Consider the following 15764-nt stretch of genomic DNA (forward strand, 5'->3'; position numbering starts at 1 on the left):
CCGACCCGACGGATTTGGCACCTGTTGTCGCTCTGAGCACGCCACAACGACAACAGGTGTCACATCCACCTGCACTCACCCGACGCAGTTGGCGCCTGTTGTCGCCACACGCCTCAGCCGCGCAACCACCCCAGGATGCCGCGGCGGCGCGGCGCCGGATCGGTGAACACCGACGGGCGCGCGTCGGTCCGGTAGAAGCTCTCAGCGTTGCCCCACAGGATCGCATCGACGTCGAGGTCGCGAGACTGCGCCCAGCCGATCACGGCATCCGCCCACCGCGTGCGCCCGTTCGGCTGGTACGTGGCAGATCCGTCGGCCGGAGCGTGCGGGTCGCCGTCCTCCGCGGGACCGATCACCGACACCGGCCAGTCGCTGCCCCACAGGAGCCGCTCCGCGCCGAACGCGTCGGCCGCGGCATCCAGGAACGGCTCGAACTGCTCGGTCGTCCAGTCGCCACCGGCCTCACCCGGAAGCCCCGAGAGCTTGCAGAAGACCTCGGGATGCCGCGCCAGCTCGTCGAGATCACGCAGCCACGCCGTCGCGGGCGCCACCGGAGCATCCGCCGTGCCGACCTCGGGTTTGCCGAGGTGGTCGAGCACGATCCGCAGCTCCGGGATCGCTCCGGCCAGACGCGCGAGCTCGGGCAACTGCTCCGCCCGCACGCACGCGTCGAAGGTCCAGCCGTGCGCCGCGACCTCACGCGCCCCGGTGACGAACGCGGCCGACACCGCCGTCCCGTCGGGTTCGCCTTGCAGGTTGTGCCGCACTCCGGTGACGAGCGGCTCGGCGGCGAGCCCCTCCAGGTGGGCGGTCGTGTCGGTGCCGCGGTCGAGGCGCACGCCGGCGACGATGCCCACGACGCCCAGCTGTTCGGCCATTCCGGCCACCCATCGCACCTCATCGAGGAAGTCGTCCTCGACCGTCTCCGCCTGCACGAACACGCACTTCTCGACCGAGGCGCGCTCCACACGGGCGTGCGCCAGCTCGGTGTCGGCGAAGCGCCAGGCGAGGGCACCCTCGAGCCACGTGTACCGGAGGACCTCCGGATCCCAGAGATGCAGGTGTGAATCGAGAACGCGCATGCGACCATCCTGCCTCAGACATCCGATCAATGGCTAGGATGACGCCATGGCTGTGACTGACGAGGCGATCGAGAAGATCAAGGCGATGATCGTGTCGGGCGAGCTCGCACCCGGCGATCGACTCCCGCCCGAGAAGGAACTCTCCGAGCGTCTCGGGCTCTCCCGCAACTCCATGCGCGAGGCCGTGAAGGCGCTCGAGGTCATCCGCGTGCTCGACGTGCGACGGGGCGACGGCACCTATGTCACCAGCCTGGAGCCGCACCTGCTGCTCGAGGCGATCTCCTTCGTGGTCGACATGCACGACGACGACTCGCTGCTCGAGATCTTCGCGGTTCGCCGGATGCTGGAGTCGCAGGCGACCGGACTCGCTGCGACGCTCGGCACCGACGACGAGATCGCGGAACTCGTCGGAGAGGTCGCCGGCATCGACGCCGCGGTGAGCCTCGACGAACTGGTCGATCACGACATCCGCTTCCACCGCGAGATCGTGCGCATGGCGGGCAACGCATACCTCGCGAGCCTGATCGAGAACCTCAGCAGTCAGACCGTCCGCGCCCGTGTGTGGCGCGGACTCACCGAGGGCGGCGCGGTCGAGCGCACCCTCTCGGAGCATCACGCCATCGCCGATGCGATCGCCCAGCACGACTCGGCGCTCGCGACCTCGCTCGCCACGGCGCACATCGCCGGGGTCGAGCGGTGGCTGCGGCAGGCGGCGTCCGCCTAGGCAGGCGCGTCCGCGGTTCATAACTCCTCAAGAGTTTGCCCCGGGGCTCACCCCGGCCGCACAGAGCCGCGGAATCACGCCACCTCTCCCGGAGGCGTGCGCGACCGTTGAGGAGTTATGAACGCACGCGACGCGAGAGTCGCAGCGCTCAGGCCCCGAGGCGCACCATCGCGGCGTCGAACTCGGCCGCCGAGCTGTCGCTGACGTCGTGGAACAGCACCTGCTCGATCACGTCGGGCGCTGCGGTGAAGTACGGAACTCCGGCCAGGCGCAGCCCGGTGATGTCATCCGCAGAGCGCAGCGATGCCGCAAGCACGTTCGATCCGCTGCCGGCGCACACCTCCTGCATGCGCGCGATCACGTGGTCGCCGTCGATCCCCGCATCCCGCATCCGTCCGAGGTACGGCGCGATGTACTGGGCACCGATCGAGGCGCACGCCAGCGCCTGCGCGATCGAGTACACGGCGGTGACGAGCACGGTCGCGCCGTCGCGGACCAGAGCGGATGCCGCCGCGAAGCCGTCGGCCGTCGCCGGCACCTTCACCGCCACCCGGTCGCCGAGCGCGCGGATGCCCTCGGCGTTGCGCAGGAAGGATGCCGTGCCTCCTCCCCAGGTCTGGAAGAAGATCTCCTCCGCGCCTTCCGCTTCCCACCGCGCATAGAGGTCGGGGATCTCGGCCGCCGTGCGACCTCCCCGTTCGAGGATCGTGGGGTTCGTGGTCACGCCGTGCACCACGCCGGCGGCGAGCAGTCGCGAGACGCGATCCAGGTCGGCGCTGTCGACGTAGAGGCGGGGTGCGATCGCAGGCATCGGGTCTCCTTGCAGGCAACCTGTCGTTACAGGTTCGGCTTCGGCTAATGTAATGACAGCCGCCGACGATGTCAAAGACACCGATGGCGCGCACGCATGCTGTCGAAGAAGATCAGGAGCGACATGTCCCTCGCACACCCCGCTGACCGTTCCGGCGTCGTCATCGTCGGAAGCGTCACCGCTGATGTGACCACGTTCTCGCAGCGGCTCCCGGCCCGCGGAGAGACCATCCTGGGCGATGAGTTCACCCTGATGCTCGGCGGAAAGGGCGCGAATCAGGCCGTCGCCGCCGGGCGCTCCGGTGCCCGCACGAGCTTCGTCGGCTGCGTGGGAGACGACCTGTTCCATGACCTCGTCGTGAACGGACTCGCGGATGCCGGAGTCGACCTCGCGCACCTGCGCACCGTGACCGGCCCGACCGGCATCGCCCACATCCGCGTCGACTCCTCCGCGCAGAACGACATCGTGATGGTGCCGCTCGCGAACGCCGCACTGAGCACCGAGCAGATCGACGCGGCCCTCGCCGCCCTCGCCTCGACCACCTCGGTGCTGCTCACCCAGCTCGAGACCCCGTCGGCGCTGACCGCCCACATCACCGCCCGCGGACGCGAGCACGGCATGACCGTGATCCTCGACCCCGCTCCGGCAGCGACCCTCCCCGCCGAGGTGTGGGCCAGCATCGACATCGTCACACCGAACGAGACCGAGGCCACACTCATCAGTGGGATCGAGGTGACGGATGCCGCGTCCGCCGAGCGCGCAGGCCGCTGGTTCCTCGCACAGGGCGTCGGCGCCGCGGTCATCACCCTCGCCGGGCAGGGCTCCTGCGTCGTCACGGCCGAGGGAGCGACCGTCGTTGCGCCGTTCCCGGTGGAGGCCGTCGACACGACCGCCGCCGGCGATGCCTATGCGGGCTATCTCGGCGCGGCGCTGGCGAACGGCAGCACGCTCACCGACGCCGTGCGCCTCGCGACCGCCGCCGGCGCCCTGACCGTGACCAAACAGGGCGCCTCACCCAGCCTGCCGCTGCGGGCCGAGGTCGACGCCTTCCTCGCGGAGCGCGAGACCGCGCCCGTGGCGAACTGACACGCACCCGCACCGAACCGAGGAGCATCCGATGCGCAAGACAGCAACCACGATCAACCCTGCACTCTCCCGGGTGATCAGCGAGACCGGACACACCGATCTGCTGGTCGTGACGGATGCCGGACTCCCCATCCCCCCGGGATCGGAGCGGATCGACCTCGCCTACCGTCCGGGCGCGCCCGCCTTCCTCGACGTGCTCGACACCGTGCTCGCCGAACTCGTGGTCGAGGGCGCGACGGTGTCGGCCGAGGTCGCAGAGAAGAGCCCCGAGGTGCTCGAAGCGCTGCGCGAGCGCTTCGACGGCATGGGGTTCGAGATCGAGCTGATCCCGCACGTCGAGTTCAAGAAGCTCACCCACGGCGCCCGCGCGTTCGTGCGTTCGGGCGAGTTCACGCCGTACGCGAATGTGATCCTCCACGCCGGTGTGGCCTACTGAGATGACCGACACCGTGCTCGACGCCACCGGCACCGCCTCCGACTCGGCGGGCGCCGACCAGATCGACCGCCACTCGGCGGCTCCGATGTACGACCAGCTGCGACAGCTGATCATCGACGGCATCTCCCGCGATGGCCTGCAGCCGGGAGATCCGCTGCCCGGCGAGCACCGCCTGTGCGAGCGCTATGGCATCTCGCGTACGGTCGTGCGTCAGGCCCTCGCCCAGCTCGAGCACGAAGGACTCGTCGAGCGCGTCAAGGGCAAGGGCACCTTCGTGTCCCGCCCGCGCACGAGCGAGAGCCTGGTGCACACGCTGGTCGGACTCTACGACGACGTCGAACGTCGCGGCGGCCATGTGCACAGTGATGTGCTGCAGCACGAGCGCACGAGCGCCGACGAGGAGATCGCCCTGGCGCTCGACGTGCCGGTCGGGTCCCCCGTGGTCGTGCTGGAGCGTCTGCGTCACGTCGACGGCGAGCCGTGGTCGCTCTCCACGACCTGGATGCCGGAGGCCGTCGGTGCCGTGACACTGGATGCCGACCTGTCCGAGGCGTCGCTGTACCGGTTGCTCGCCGACAACGGCATCGTCGCCACGAGCGGCGTCCGTTCTGCGGAGGCAACGGTGGCGACGCACGAACAGGCGCAGCACCTCGGCGTCAGTGCCGGCTCGGCCCTGCTGCGCCTGCGCAGCGTCAGCCGCGGCGAGGACGGTGCACCGATCGAGTACTTCGTGGCGTACCACCGCGGCGATCGCTCGCGCTTCGAGTTCCAGCTGCAGCAGGAGCAGTCGCAGGCCTCTCTCCTGCACATCGACGGCGACGGCGGCGCCTCCCGCGCCGGCACCGTGAGCTGAGCGGCTGTCAGCCCGGCGCGAGCGTGTGCCGCCGGGTACCCTCGAATTCATGACCTCCTGGACCAGCACCGCGATCGCCCTGCTGGAGGCCGACGCCAACCGCAGCGCCGACACGCACCTGCACCTGTTCCCGTTGCCGCCTGAGTGGGGCATCGACCTGTACCTGAAGGATGAGTCGGTGCACCCGACCGGTTCCCTCAAGCACCGGCTCGCCCGCTCGCTGCTGCTCTACGGCCTGGTGAACGGGCGCATCCGCGAGGACACGACGCTGGTGGAGTCGTCGAGCGGTTCCACCGCGGTGTCCGAGGCGTACTTCGCGCGGATGCTGGGCCTGCCGTTCGTGACGGTCGTGCCGCGTTCGACGAGCCAGGAGAAGATCGACCTCATCGAGTTCTACGGTGGTCGCTGCCACTTCGTCGACCGCGCAGAGGACATGTCGCCGGAGGCCCAGCGCCTGGCATCCGACTGTCACGGACACTACCTCGACCAGTTCACGTTCGCCGAGCGCGCGACCGACTGGCGCGGCAACAACAACATCGCCGAGAGCGTGTTCAGCCAGCTGGCGCAGGAGCGGCATCCGATCCCCCGCTGGATCGTCGTGGGCGCCGGCACCGGCGGCACGAGCGCGACCTTCGGCCGGTATGTGAAGTACCGACGGCATGAGACGCAGATCGCCGTGGTCGACCCCGAGGGCTCCGCGTTCTACGACGGGTGGGCGGGCACGCCCGACGCCCCGCCCGGACGCCCGAGCCGCATCGAGGGCATCGGCCGCCCGCGCGTCGAGGCCTCGTTCGTGCCGAGTGTGATCGACGAGATGATCCAGGTGCCCGATGCCGGATCCATCGCGGCGATCCGGATGCTGCGCGAGCGCACGCTGCACTGGGCCGGGGGCTCGACCGGCACCAACCTCTACGGCGCGTTCCAGCTGATCGCGCGCATGCGGGCGGCCGACGAGACGGGCAGCGTCGTGACGCTCATCTGCGACAGCGGCATCCGCTACGCCGGCACCTACTTCAACGACGAGTGGGTCGCGGGCCAGGGCTGGGACCTCGCCCCGCACCGCGCGCGCCTCGATGCGTTCCTGGAGTCCGGCGTCTGGGCCGAGTGACCCGCGACCGTCGTTCACAACTCCTCAAAAACCCAGCAGATCCCGCCGAATCAGAGCCGATGCGGTGTCCGCACCTCGCTTCTTGAGGAGTTGTGAACCGAGACGCCGGGCTACGCTGGCCGCATGACTACTCTGATCCTCACTGTCGCGGGTGCAGACCGACCCGGCCTGGTCGCCGCGGTCGCCGATGTCGTCGATGCGCACGGCGGAAACTGGGAGAACAGCTCGCTGGCCGAACTCGCGGGCACGTTCGCCGGAGTGATCGAGGTTTCGGTTCCGGCCGAGCGCGCCGACGAGCTGCAATCCGCGCTGCGGGGACTGCAGGGACAGGGCCTCCTGACCCTCGCGGTGCTCACCGGCACCGCCGACGCCGCGACCGACGACGAGCAGCTGCTCGGCATCCAGGTATTGGGCAACGACCGCCCCGGCATCGTGCGCGAGATCTCCGGCGTGCTGAGCGCCCATGCCCTCAGCATCGAGGAGCTGGCGACCGAGACCCGCGATGCCGCGATGGCCGGAGGCCGCCTGTTCGAGGCATCCGTCACCGCTCGCGTGCCGACATCCGTCGACCTCGACGCCCTGCGCGACGACCTCGAGCGCCTGGCCGCCGAGATCCAGGTCGACATCACCCTCGGCTGACGCTTCCCGGGCGCAAAACGGAGACAGTTCGCCGTCCGCCCGGCGCGCCGACCGATGACGCGCCGCACACATCGCAGCTCGTCTGGTTTTTCGCCCGACTCAGTCCTCGACGTCGGTGTACTGCCGCACCCAGTACTCGGTGTAGGCGACGTGCGACGAGGCGGCAGCGGATGCCGCGACCGGATCGGCCGCGGCGAGTCCGCGCAGGATGGCGCGGTGCCCGGCGTCGGAGTGCAGCTTGAGCTCGGCCGCGTCATCCGCATCCGGAATCCGATAGGCCCGCGACCGTGAGCGCAGCACGTCGATCAGGCTCGTGAGCGCCTCGTTGCCGGCGACCCGCGAGATGGTCATGTGGAAGTCGTGGTCGAGGCGTGAGTGGTCCTCGAAGTCGTCGCTCGCCTCGATCTCGCGCAGGATGCCGTCGAGCCGCTCGATGGTCTCGGCGTCGACACGGGCGGCGGCGAGCGCAGCGGCATGCGGCTCGAGCACTCGTCGCAGCTCGGTGAGCTCAAGCACCCCGGCCATGGGCAGCAGTCCGACGGTGAGCGAGAGGCTGCCGATCAGGTCGGCGGCGCGCAGTTCGCTGACGTAGCTCCCGGAACCGTGGCGCGTGTCGAGCACGCCGAGGGCCGCGAGCATCCGGATCGCCTCGCGCAGCGACCCGCGCGAGACGCCGAGTCGCTCGCAGAGCTCCCCCTCGCTCGGCAACCGGTCTCCCGGCTTCAGGGCACCGTCGGCGATCAGCGTGCGCAGTCCGTGCAGCGCCGTGTCCAGTGCGCTCATGGTCATCCTCCCCGATGCCGTCCAACCTTCTGCGAGTCTGTCGGATGCCGTCGCATCGACAAATTCGTATGACAACTATGTTTCATCTTCACCTTTTCATAGCGATTTCGGAACTCCTGTGGCAAAGTTGTGCAACAACTCGCCCGACTCCCCGATGAGGATCCATGCCCGCACTCCCCTTCCCCGCACCGCTCACGCTGAACTCCGGCGTCAGGGCGCGGGACGCGTGGCCGCTCGACCCCGCCGTCATCCACCTGAACCACGGGTCGTTCGGTGCGGTCCCCACCGCCGTCGTCGCCCACCAGGACGCCCTCCGCCGCCGGGCCGACCTCAGTCCCGTCGAGTGGTTCCCCCGCATCGGCGAGCGCGTCGGCGAAGCCCGCGCACGCACGGCGCCCTTCGTCGGAGCCCGCCCGGAAGACACCGTCTTCGTGCCGAACGCCTCGGCTGCGGCGACCGTCGTCTACAACGCCCTGCAGCTCGAGGCCGGCGACGAGATCCTCGTGACCGACCAGGGCTACGGCGCGATCACGATGGGTGCGCAGCGCCTCGCCCGCCGCTTCGGCGCGAGCGTGCGCACGGTCGCGCTGCCGCTGCTCGCCTCGGACGACGAGATCGTGCAGCTCTTCGCCGACGCGGTCACCCCGCGCACCCGGCTGATCGTGATCGACCAGATCACCTCCCCCACCGCGCGGATGCTGCCCACCCGCCGCATCGCCGACGACGCGGCCGCCCGCGGCGTACGCACTCTGGTCGACGGAGCCCACGCCCCCGGCCTCGTCGCCGATGCGGCCGCCCACGCCGGCGGCGACTGGTGGTTCGGCAATCTGCACAAGTGGCCGTGCGCCCCGCGCGGCTCCGCGCTGCTCGTCACCACCGCTCCCGACCGCGACGAGCTGTGGCCGCTGATCGACTCCTGGGCCGCGAACGACCCCTATCCGGTGCGCTTCGACACCCAGGGCACGATCGATGCCACGACGTATCTGAGCAGCCCGGCGGCGATCGACTTCATCGAGAGCGAGTTCGGCTGGGCGAACGCCCGGGTGGCGATGGCGCAGATCGCGGATGCCGGCGCCGAGCTCATCGCCGAGGCCCTACGCCCCTACGGCGACGAGGACCCACTCACCCCGCTCCCCTCGCCCGTGCCATCGATGCGCCTCGTGCGTCTGCCGCTCGGACTCGGCGCCACGCGCGAAGAGGCCGACGAGCTGCGCATGGAGCTGCTCGACGAGACCGGGGTCGAGACCGCGTTCACGAGCTTCCGCGGCATCGGCTACTTCCGCCTCTCGGCGCACCTGTACTCCGAGGCCTCCGACTTCGAGGCGTTCGTCGAGCGCTGCATCCCGCAGATCCTGCAGCGCGTCGGCATCCGCCCCGCCGCATCCCTCGTCATCCCCTGAACCGCACGCCCCGCACCAGACCGCACCACCCCCGCACCACCCCCGCACCACCCCCGAACACCAGCACCACCACACAACTGAGAGGCACATCGTGAAGCACAAGATCTTGACGACCGCCGCCGGATTCGGCACCGTCGCCGTCCTGGCGCTCACCGGCTGCTCGGCAGGCAGCGGCCCGTCGGCTGACGGCACCGTCACCCTGCAGATGGTCGAGAGCCTGACCAACCCCGCCCGCACCGAGCTCATCCGCGGCCTGCTCGACGAGTTCGAGAAGGACAACCCGAAGATCAAGGTCAACCTGGTCTCCCCTCCGACCGAGCAGGCCGACGCGAAGATCCAGCAGATGCTGCAGTCCGGCAAGGGCGTCGACCTCCTCGAGGTCCGCGACATCACGGTCGGCCCGTTCGCGAACAACGGCTGGCTCTACGACCTCGGCTCCGACCTCGAGAAGTGGGACGGCTGGGACGCCCTGACCGACAACGCGCAGTCCGCGTCGGTCGCCGCCGACGGCAAGAGCTACTTCGTGCCGTACGGCTTCTACGGCCTGTCGCTGTTCTACCGCACCGACCTCGTCGCCGATGCCGGCTTCGACGGTCCCCCGCACAGCTGGAAGGACCTGCTCGAGCAGGCCAGCAAGATCCAGGACCCCTCGAACAACATCTACGGCTACGCCTTCCGCGGCGGCGCGAACGCGAACAGCAACGTGGTCGCCGCGATCGAGGCGTACACGATCGACGACCTCGACGTCGATGACGCGTTCCTGATGGAGGACGGCTCGACGATCTTCGCCGCCCCCGAGGCGCAGGATGCCGTCGACGACTACTTCGACCTCTTCAAGGAAGCCTCTCCGCCCTCCGCCGTGTCGTGGGGTTACCCCGAGATGGTCGCCGGCTTCACGAACGGCACCACCGCGTTCCTGCTGCAGGACCCCGAGGTCATCGCCACCGTGCAGGACTCCTCACTGACCGAGGACCAGTGGGACACCGCGCCGCTCCTGGTCGGCCCTTCGGGCAAGGCCGCACAGCCGCTGGCCGTCGCGGGTTGGGGCGTCGCCGAGAAGAGCGAGAACAAGGAAGCGGCAGTGAAGCTGGTCGAGTTCCTCTCATCGGCCGAGCCCGCCACCGAGTTCGCGCAGGCGAACAGCCTCGTGCCGATCATCACGGATGCCGCGGACGACGACTTCTACTCGACCGGCCCGTGGACGAGCTACGTCACCATGACCGAAGACCCCGACACCTACGTCAACGTACGTCAGCCCCGCGGGGTCAGCTGGTGGACCGAGTGGATCCAGAAGTCCGACCAGGACGTGCAGAACGTGCTGCTGGGCAACATGTCGACCAGCGACCTGCTCGACTCGTGGGACACCTTCTGGACCGAGAAGTACGCCGCGGAGAAGGGTTGATCCGTGGCATCCGCACTTCGTGAAGGAGGCTCCGTCGGCACCGCTTCGAAAGAAGCGGCCGGCGGGGCCTCCCGCGGCCCGCGCCGCCGGCCGTTCCGCGGCAAGCACGCGCTGACGCTGCTGGCCTTCCTGGCCCCGGCGATCATCTTCGTGTGCTGGTTCACGTACTGGCCCATGCTGCAGGGCGCCCGCATGGCGTTCCACGATTGGAACCTGTGGGATCTCACGTCAACCCCGTTCGTGGGCTTCGACAACTTCGTCGCGGTCTTCCAGGACCCGGCGTTCCCGGTCGTGGCGTGGAACTCGATCCTCTGGGTCGTCGGCTCGCTCGTGCCGCAGCTCGTGATCGGCTTCCTGATCGCCCTGGCTCTACGCAAGCGGTTCCGCTTCCGCGGGCTCTACCAGGCGCTCGTGTTCTTCCCGTGGGCGGTCTCGGGCTTCCTGATCGGGATGCTGTTCCGCTGGATGTTCAACGCCGAGTTCGGCGTGGTCAATGACCTGCTCATGAAGGCGGGGCTGATCGACGCTCCACTGCCGTGGCTGGCCGACCCGAAGCTCGCGATGTTCGCGGTGATCGTGGCGAACATCTGGTACGGCGTGACGTTCTTCGCGATCATGATCCTCGCCGCGCTGCAGTCCGTCCCCGACGAGATGCTCGAAGCCGCGAGCCTCGACGGCGCCGGCAAAGCCCGACAGCTGTTCTCGATCATCATCCCGTACATCTCCGTGACGCTCCTGCTCACGGTGTTGCTGCGCGTGATCTGGATCTTCAACTTCCCCGACATCATCTACGCCATGACCAACGGTGGACCGGCGAACCAGACCCACATCATCACCACGTGGATGATCAACTTCACCCAGCAGGGCAACTACGGCATCGCGAGCGCGATCGGCCTCATCGTCGTGGCCTTCCTGTTCGTGTTCTGCGCGTTCTACCTGATGGCGATGCGGAAGGCCCAGCGATGACCGTCACGACACCGACCGGCACCACGATGACCGAGACCCGGCGCATCACGGTCCCCAACGCCGCCAAGGCTCCCCGCTCGAAGCGCAAGATCACCGTCGGGGGTGTCATCCGCATCGTCGGACTCGGCCTGTGGCTCGTGATCACGCTCTTCCCGCTGTACTGGATCGCGCTGACCTCGTTCAAGTCGTCCAGCACGATCAACTCGTTCCCGATCGAGTACTGGCCCAGCGAGCCGTCGCTCGAGAACTACGTGAGCCTGTTCCAGCAGAGTTCCTTCGGGGTGTTCCTCGGCAACTCGGCGCTCGTCGCGATCATCGCGGGAGCCGTCGCGACGCTGATCGCCCTGCTGAGCGCCTATGTGATCGCCCGCTTCGAGTTCCGCGGCAAGGGGGCGGTGCTGATCGCGTTCCTGCTGACGCAGATGATCCCGGCGTTCATCGCGCTCGGACCCCTGTACTCGATGATGACCGACCTCGGGCTCGTCGACACCAAGCCCGGGTTGATCCTGGTCTACATCGCGGTCTGCATCCCGTTCTCCACCGTGATGCTGCGGGGGTTCTTCGAGAACGTGCCCGATGCGCTCGAAGAGGCGGCGATGATCGACGGATGCTCCCGCCTGGGCGCACTGTTCCGGGTGCTCGTGCCGGTCATGACCCCCGGCATCATCGCGGCGTTCATCTTCAACTTCGTCAACTGCTGGAACGAGCTGTTCCTGTCGGTCGTGCTGATGAACACGGACGCGAACCGCACGGTTCCGTCGGCGCTGAACGGCTTCATCTCGACGTTCAACATCGACTGGGGTTCCATGAGCGCCGCCGCCGTGCTGACGATCCTGCCGACCATGGTGATGTTCGCACTCGCGAGCCGCTGGATCGTGCAGGGCCTGACCGCCGGCGCCGTGAAGGAGTAGCCCGCGCGCCCGACCCTCGGGTCGCCGAGACCCCCGGTGAGCGTCGAGACCCCCTCCTGCAGACGTCAGCAGGAGGGGGTCTCGGTGCGCAGAGGGGGTCTCGACGCGCAGGCGCCGCGACCCGAGCCTCAGACCAGGCGCGTCTTCGGCGAGGTCGAGTACGTGGCCTCGGCGTCGCGGTTGACCGTGTCGCCCAGGGCGGCGTCGATCGCGGCCAGGGTGTCGGCGTCGAGCTTCACGCCGGAGGCCTTGACGGTCTCGGCGAGCTGCTCGGGCCGGGATGCTCCGACCAGCGCTGCGGCGACGTTCGGGTTCTGCAGCACCCACGCGATCGCGAGCTGCGGCATCGACAGGCCCGCCTGCTCGGCGATCGGCTTGAGCTTCTGCACGGCGGTGAGGATCTCGTCCTTCAGCAGCGCCTTGATGAAGTCGGCGCCGCTGTGCGGGTCGGTCGCGCGCGATCCCTCGGGAACCGGCTGGCCCGGGAGGTACTTGCCGCTGAGCACGCCCTGCGCCATCGGCGACCAGACGATCTGCGAGATGCCGAGCTCTTCGGATGCCGGAACGACCTTGCCCTCGATCACGCGCCACAGCATCGAGTACTGGGGCTGGTTCGAGATGAGCTGGATGCCGAGCTGCTTCGCGAGCGCGTGCCCTTCGCGCAGCTGCTCGGCGGTCCACTCCGAGACGCCGATGTACAGCGCCTTGCCCTGGCGGACGATGTCGGCGAACGCCTGGAACGTCTCCTCCAGCGGAGTCTCGTAGTCGAAGCGGTGCGCCTGGTACAGGTCGACGTAGTCGGTGCCCAGACGCTGCAGCGAACCGTTGATCGACTCGAAGATGTGCTTGCGGCTCAGGCCCGTGTCGTTGGCGCCCTTGGGGCCGGTCGGGAAGTAGACCTTCGTGAAGATCTCCAGCCCCTCGCGGCGCTGTCCGGCGAGGGCCTTTCCGAGGATGACCTCTGCCGCCGTGTTGGCGTAGGTGTCGGCCGTGTCGAAAGTGGTGATGCCCACGTCGAGCGCCGCGTGCACCGTCTTGAGTGCGGCGTCGTCGCCGACCTGAGAAGCGTGGGTGACCCAGTTGCCGTACGTGATCTCAGAGACCTTGAGACCGCTGTTACCGAGGTAGCGATAGTTGACCATGCACCAACGCTACCGGCCGCATGGGCCGCCGAGGGCCGGATGCCGTGACCGGTCTCAGGCGAGTACGCCCACGTCAGCCCGCGACGGAGGGCACGACGCGGGCGCGGCGAACGTGCAGGACGCCTCCGACCGCCGCGGTGAGCGCGGCCAGGACGCTCACGAGGTACAGCGGCATGGCCCAAGGAGAGTATTCCGCTCCGCTGATGCCGAAGGTGTCGGCAAGGGCCATGCCCGCTCCGAATGAGGCGACGAAGTAGCCGAAGGTCCCGAGCATCAGAAGGCCGAGCATGGACATCGCCGGCACGATCGGCGGCGCCTTCCTGACGATCGAGATGACGGCCACCCCGATCGACAGGGCGACCCCGACTCCCAGGATGAACAGGACGACATCCGGCCGCAGGCTCTCGCTGGCATCGGACATCTCGGCGTGGATCTGGTCGAGGGTGAGCCCCGGGGCGGCAGCCAGCGGATTCAGGACCAGGATCTGCGCTGCGGCGAGCGCCGCATACGCGATGACGGCGACGACGCCGGCGATCGAGATCCAGAGAGTGTGGCGCGGCATCCGTGTCATGCGGTCATCCTAGGAACGCTCGCTGAGAGCGTCCCGGTACTCGCGCCAGGCGGCTCCGAGGCGACGGATGCCCTCGGTGAGCACCTCGTCCGGCGCCGTGAACGGGATGCGGATGTGGTCGTCGGGAGAGACGGATGCCGCGAACGCCGCGCTCCCCGCGATCGAGACGCCGTGCGTCGCCGCGACGCGGGCCAGCGCGGCCGACGAACCGAGCGGCAGCGCGACCCACAGCGACAGTCCACCTCGGGGCGGGTCGTAGCGCCAGTCGGGAAGGTGCTCCGACATCAGCTGCTCCAGCAGCCGCAGTCGCTCCTGGTGGATGCGGGTGTTCTCGCGCCGCAGATCATCGGCACGTGCGATGAGGTCGAGGGCGATCAGCTGCCCCGGCACGCTCGTGGATTGGTCGGCGAGCTGCCGGGCGCCGCGCAGGCGCCGCACGAGCACGGGGTCGGCGCGCAGCCACCCGATCCGCAGACCGGCCCACGCCCACTTCGACACCGACTCCACGACGATCACGGGTGCATCCGGCCGCTCTGCGGCGAGAGTGGGCGGAACGACGCCGTCGAAGGAGATGCCGGCGACCACGCGGTCCTCGATCACCGGCACACCCCACTGCGCCGCGAGTTCGACCAGTCGATGCCGTGCGGCGGCGGGCAGTCGCGTGCCCGTGGGGTTCTGGTGGTGCGGGTTGACGGCGATGAGCACGGGGCGCAGTCGCGCGATCGCGACCTCGAGGGCGTCGATGTCCATCCCGTCGACGCCCATGGGGATGCCGTGCACCGTGCCGCCGCGCAGCCCGACCGAGTCCGTGACCCCCGGCCAGGTGACGTCCTCGGCGAGCACGACGTCTCCGGGGCCGACGAGGGCGTTGACGACCAGGCTGATCGCCTGTTGTGCTCCGTGGGTCACCAGGATCTGCTCCGGCGTGGTCGGGGTGCCCTCGGCGCGGTACATCTCCGCGATCAGTTCACGCAGCACGGGGAGCCCGGCCGGGTCGGTCTCCGGCAACAGCGCCAGGTCGAGGCGGGGCTGATGGTCGCGGATCAGCTGCACCGCGAGCGCGGGGATCTGCGGCACGGTGCGCAGCAGATCGATCGCGTTGGGCAGCGCCGAGAACAACGCCTCACCTCGTCCGGGACGCAGCGAGGACGCGGCCGGTGTCGCGCTGCCGGCGATGCGCGTGCCGCTCCCCTGACGCCGTTCGACCAGACCGTTCTCGGCGAGGTCGGCGTAGGCCGCGACCACGGTGCCCCGTGACACGGAGCTCGCGGCGGCGAGGGTTCGCTCCGCGGGGAGCCGGTCGCCCGGTCGCAGCTCACCCCCGGCGATCAGTCCGGCGATGCCCTGCGACAGTCGGGTCGCGAGTGTGCCGTCGCCGTGCGTCCACCGTCCGAGTCGGGCCGACAGACCCTCGGAGGAGACTTCTCCGGCGCGCACGAGCGTGGATGCGGCGCTCGTGGCCGATCCGTGGTCCACTGGCGCAGTATTGGCCCTGTGATCGGTGCTCATGAGAACCGATTCTGGACCAATGGACACATCTTCGGCGACAACTCAGCCAACTCTTGGACCAATCGACCCCGATTGGACCATTACCGCGCTCGTCGAATGGCTCAGCGATGACGTCCGCGCGCACGACCCCGCTCTGCAGCATCCGCTGACCCGCATCGAAGCAGCGGTGACCGGGTCGTACTGGGCAGGCACCCCGTCGACGATCGCGCTGATCCGCTCGCTCGTGGATGCCGTCCGCGCCGACCCTGCGCTCCGCGACACCCGGATTCGGGATCTCGACCGACAGGAGGCGCGAGAGCTGCCGAGGCTGACCGAGCGGATTCCTCAGCTCGCCTGACGTC

At 69.1% G+C, this 15764-nt stretch carries 17 protein-coding genes; 11 read left to right on the forward strand and 6 right to left on the reverse strand.

Annotation, left to right across the window (positions count from 1 at the left end; all coding sequences use genetic code 11):
- Positions 1-113: 113 nt before the first annotated feature.
- Positions 114-1082, reverse strand: coding sequence for an amidohydrolase family protein (locus P0Y60_17445; GenBank protein ID WEK61064.1), 969 nt, complete (start codon positions 1080-1082; stop codon positions 114-116).
- A 46-nt stretch (positions 1083-1128) separates the two neighbouring features.
- Here P0Y60_17445 and P0Y60_17450 point away from each other — a divergent pair, with 46 nt between their 5' ends.
- On the forward strand, positions 1129-1806 hold the full coding sequence (locus tag P0Y60_17450) for a FadR/GntR family transcriptional regulator (GenBank protein ID WEK61065.1): 678 nt from the start codon (positions 1129-1131) through the stop codon (positions 1804-1806).
- A gap of 148 nt (positions 1807-1954) precedes the next feature.
- On the opposite strand, the gene P0Y60_17455 is transcribed toward P0Y60_17450, so the two are convergent.
- The gene (locus tag P0Y60_17455) at positions 1955-2617 is read right to left on the reverse strand and encodes a transaldolase family protein (protein ID WEK61066.1); all 663 of its coding nucleotides are present in this window, start codon (positions 2615-2617) and stop codon (positions 1955-1957) included.
- Between the two features lie 123 nt (positions 2618-2740).
- Between P0Y60_17455 and P0Y60_17460 the strand changes: the two genes are divergently transcribed.
- The 5 genes from P0Y60_17460 to P0Y60_17480 all read left to right on the forward strand — a co-directional run bounded on the left by P0Y60_17460 (position 2741) and on the right by P0Y60_17480 (position 6739).
- The gene (locus tag P0Y60_17460; GenBank protein ID WEK61067.1) at positions 2741-3703 is read left to right on the forward strand and encodes a ribokinase; all 963 of its coding nucleotides are present in this window, start codon (positions 2741-2743) and stop codon (positions 3701-3703) included.
- A 31-nt stretch (positions 3704-3734) separates the two neighbouring features.
- A complete protein-coding gene (gene rbsD, locus P0Y60_17465; protein ID WEK61068.1) occupies positions 3735-4139 on the forward strand; it encodes a D-ribose pyranase in 405 nt (134 codons plus the stop codon).
- A gap of 1 nt (position 4140) precedes the next feature.
- Complete coding sequence (locus P0Y60_17470; GenBank protein WEK61069.1) at positions 4141-4992, forward strand: GntR family transcriptional regulator; 852 nt, start codon at positions 4141-4143, stop codon at positions 4990-4992.
- Between the two features lie 49 nt (positions 4993-5041).
- Complete coding sequence (locus tag P0Y60_17475; GenBank protein ID WEK61070.1) at positions 5042-6100, forward strand: PLP-dependent cysteine synthase family protein; 1059 nt, start codon at positions 5042-5044, stop codon at positions 6098-6100.
- 123 nt (positions 6101-6223) lie between these two features.
- Positions 6224-6739, forward strand: a complete 516-nt coding sequence (locus tag P0Y60_17480; protein ID WEK61071.1) for an amino acid-binding ACT protein — start codon at positions 6224-6226, stop codon at positions 6737-6739.
- A gap of 99 nt (positions 6740-6838) precedes the next feature.
- Here P0Y60_17480 and P0Y60_17485 read toward each other — a convergent pair whose 3' ends face one another.
- Positions 6839-7522 carry an FCD domain-containing protein gene (locus P0Y60_17485; GenBank protein WEK61072.1) on the reverse strand — a complete coding sequence of 228 codons (684 nt, stop codon included), beginning with the start codon at positions 7520-7522 and terminating at the stop codon, positions 6839-6841.
- Positions 7523-7686: 164 nt separating this feature from the next.
- Between P0Y60_17485 and P0Y60_17490 the strand changes: the two genes are divergently transcribed.
- The 4 genes from P0Y60_17490 to P0Y60_17505 all read left to right on the forward strand — a co-directional run bounded on the left by P0Y60_17490 (position 7687) and on the right by P0Y60_17505 (position 12201).
- A complete protein-coding gene (locus P0Y60_17490) occupies positions 7687-8922 on the forward strand; it encodes an aminotransferase class V-fold PLP-dependent enzyme (GenBank protein WEK61073.1) in 1236 nt (411 codons plus the stop codon).
- Between the two features lie 91 nt (positions 8923-9013).
- Positions 9014-10324: a sugar ABC transporter substrate-binding protein gene (locus P0Y60_17495; GenBank protein ID WEK61074.1), complete on the forward strand. Its 1311-nt coding sequence runs from the start codon at positions 9014-9016 to the stop codon at positions 10322-10324.
- Between the two features lie 3 nt (positions 10325-10327).
- Entirely contained in the window at positions 10328-11290 is a 963-nt protein-coding gene (locus P0Y60_17500; GenBank protein ID WEK61075.1) for a sugar ABC transporter permease, read from the forward strand.
- Positions 11287-12201: a carbohydrate ABC transporter permease gene (locus P0Y60_17505; protein ID WEK61076.1), complete on the forward strand. Its 915-nt coding sequence runs from the start codon at positions 11287-11289 to the stop codon at positions 12199-12201. Before P0Y60_17500 ends, P0Y60_17505 begins: the two co-directional genes overlap by 4 nt.
- A 128-nt stretch (positions 12202-12329) precedes the next feature.
- Here the strand turns inward: P0Y60_17505 and P0Y60_17510 are convergent, their stop codons facing one another.
- The 3 genes from P0Y60_17510 to P0Y60_17520 form a co-directional block, all read right to left on the reverse strand.
- Positions 12330-13343 (reverse strand): aldo/keto reductase family protein, encoded by a 1014-nt coding sequence (locus P0Y60_17510; protein ID WEK61077.1) that lies wholly within the window; start codon positions 13341-13343, stop codon positions 12330-12332.
- Positions 13344-13416: 73 nt separating this feature from the next.
- The gene (locus P0Y60_17515) at positions 13417-13914 is read right to left on the reverse strand and encodes a hypothetical protein (GenBank protein WEK61078.1); all 498 of its coding nucleotides are present in this window, start codon (positions 13912-13914) and stop codon (positions 13417-13419) included.
- Positions 13915-13923: 9 nt separating this feature from the next.
- Positions 13924-15390: a PLP-dependent aminotransferase family protein gene (locus P0Y60_17520; GenBank protein ID WEK61079.1), complete on the reverse strand. Its 1467-nt coding sequence runs from the start codon at positions 15388-15390 to the stop codon at positions 13924-13926.
- 52 nt (positions 15391-15442) lie between these two features.
- Here P0Y60_17520 and P0Y60_17525 point away from each other — a divergent pair, with 52 nt between their 5' ends.
- Entirely contained in the window at positions 15443-15760 is a 318-nt protein-coding gene (locus P0Y60_17525) for a hypothetical protein (GenBank protein ID WEK61080.1), read from the forward strand.
- The last annotated feature ends 4 nt before the right edge of the window (positions 15761-15764 follow it).

The sequence above is a fragment of the Candidatus Microbacterium colombiense genome (genome assembly GCA_029203165.1).
In the GTDB taxonomy this organism is placed as follows: domain Bacteria; phylum Actinomycetota; class Actinomycetes; order Actinomycetales; family Microbacteriaceae; genus Microbacterium; species Microbacterium colombiense.

Excerpts from the sequence above, each read along its gene's own strand:
- P0Y60_17490 (WEK61073.1), top strand. The coding sequence starts at position 7,687 with ATGCCCGCACTCCCCTTCCCCGCACCGCTCACGCTGAACTCCGGCGTC.
- P0Y60_17515 (WEK61078.1), bottom strand. The coding sequence starts at position 13,914 with ATGACACGGATGCCGCGCCACACTCTCTGGATCTCGATCGCCGGCGTC.
- P0Y60_17505 (WEK61076.1), top strand. The coding sequence starts at position 11,287 with ATGACCGTCACGACACCGACCGGCACCACGATGACCGAGACCCGGCGC.
- P0Y60_17445 (WEK61064.1), bottom strand. The coding sequence starts at position 1,082 with ATGCGCGTTCTCGATTCACACCTGCATCTCTGGGATCCGGAGGTCCTC.
- P0Y60_17480 (WEK61071.1), top strand. The coding sequence starts at position 6,224 with ATGACTACTCTGATCCTCACTGTCGCGGGTGCAGACCGACCCGGCCTG.
- P0Y60_17485 (WEK61072.1), bottom strand. The coding sequence starts at position 7,522 with ATGAGCGCACTGGACACGGCGCTGCACGGACTGCGCACGCTGATCGCC.
- P0Y60_17455 (WEK61066.1), bottom strand. The coding sequence starts at position 2,617 with ATGCCTGCGATCGCACCCCGCCTCTACGTCGACAGCGCCGACCTGGAT.
- P0Y60_17450 (WEK61065.1), top strand. The coding sequence starts at position 1,129 with ATGGCTGTGACTGACGAGGCGATCGAGAAGATCAAGGCGATGATCGTG.
- P0Y60_17470 (WEK61069.1), top strand. The coding sequence starts at position 4,141 with ATGACCGACACCGTGCTCGACGCCACCGGCACCGCCTCCGACTCGGCG.
- rbsD (WEK61068.1), top strand. The coding sequence starts at position 3,735 with ATGCGCAAGACAGCAACCACGATCAACCCTGCACTCTCCCGGGTGATC.
- P0Y60_17460 (WEK61067.1), top strand. The coding sequence starts at position 2,741 with ATGTCCCTCGCACACCCCGCTGACCGTTCCGGCGTCGTCATCGTCGGA.
- P0Y60_17510 (WEK61077.1), bottom strand. The coding sequence starts at position 13,343 with ATGGTCAACTATCGCTACCTCGGTAACAGCGGTCTCAAGGTCTCTGAG.
- P0Y60_17475 (WEK61070.1), top strand. The coding sequence starts at position 5,042 with ATGACCTCCTGGACCAGCACCGCGATCGCCCTGCTGGAGGCCGACGCC.
- P0Y60_17525 (WEK61080.1), top strand. The coding sequence starts at position 15,443 with ATGGACACATCTTCGGCGACAACTCAGCCAACTCTTGGACCAATCGAC.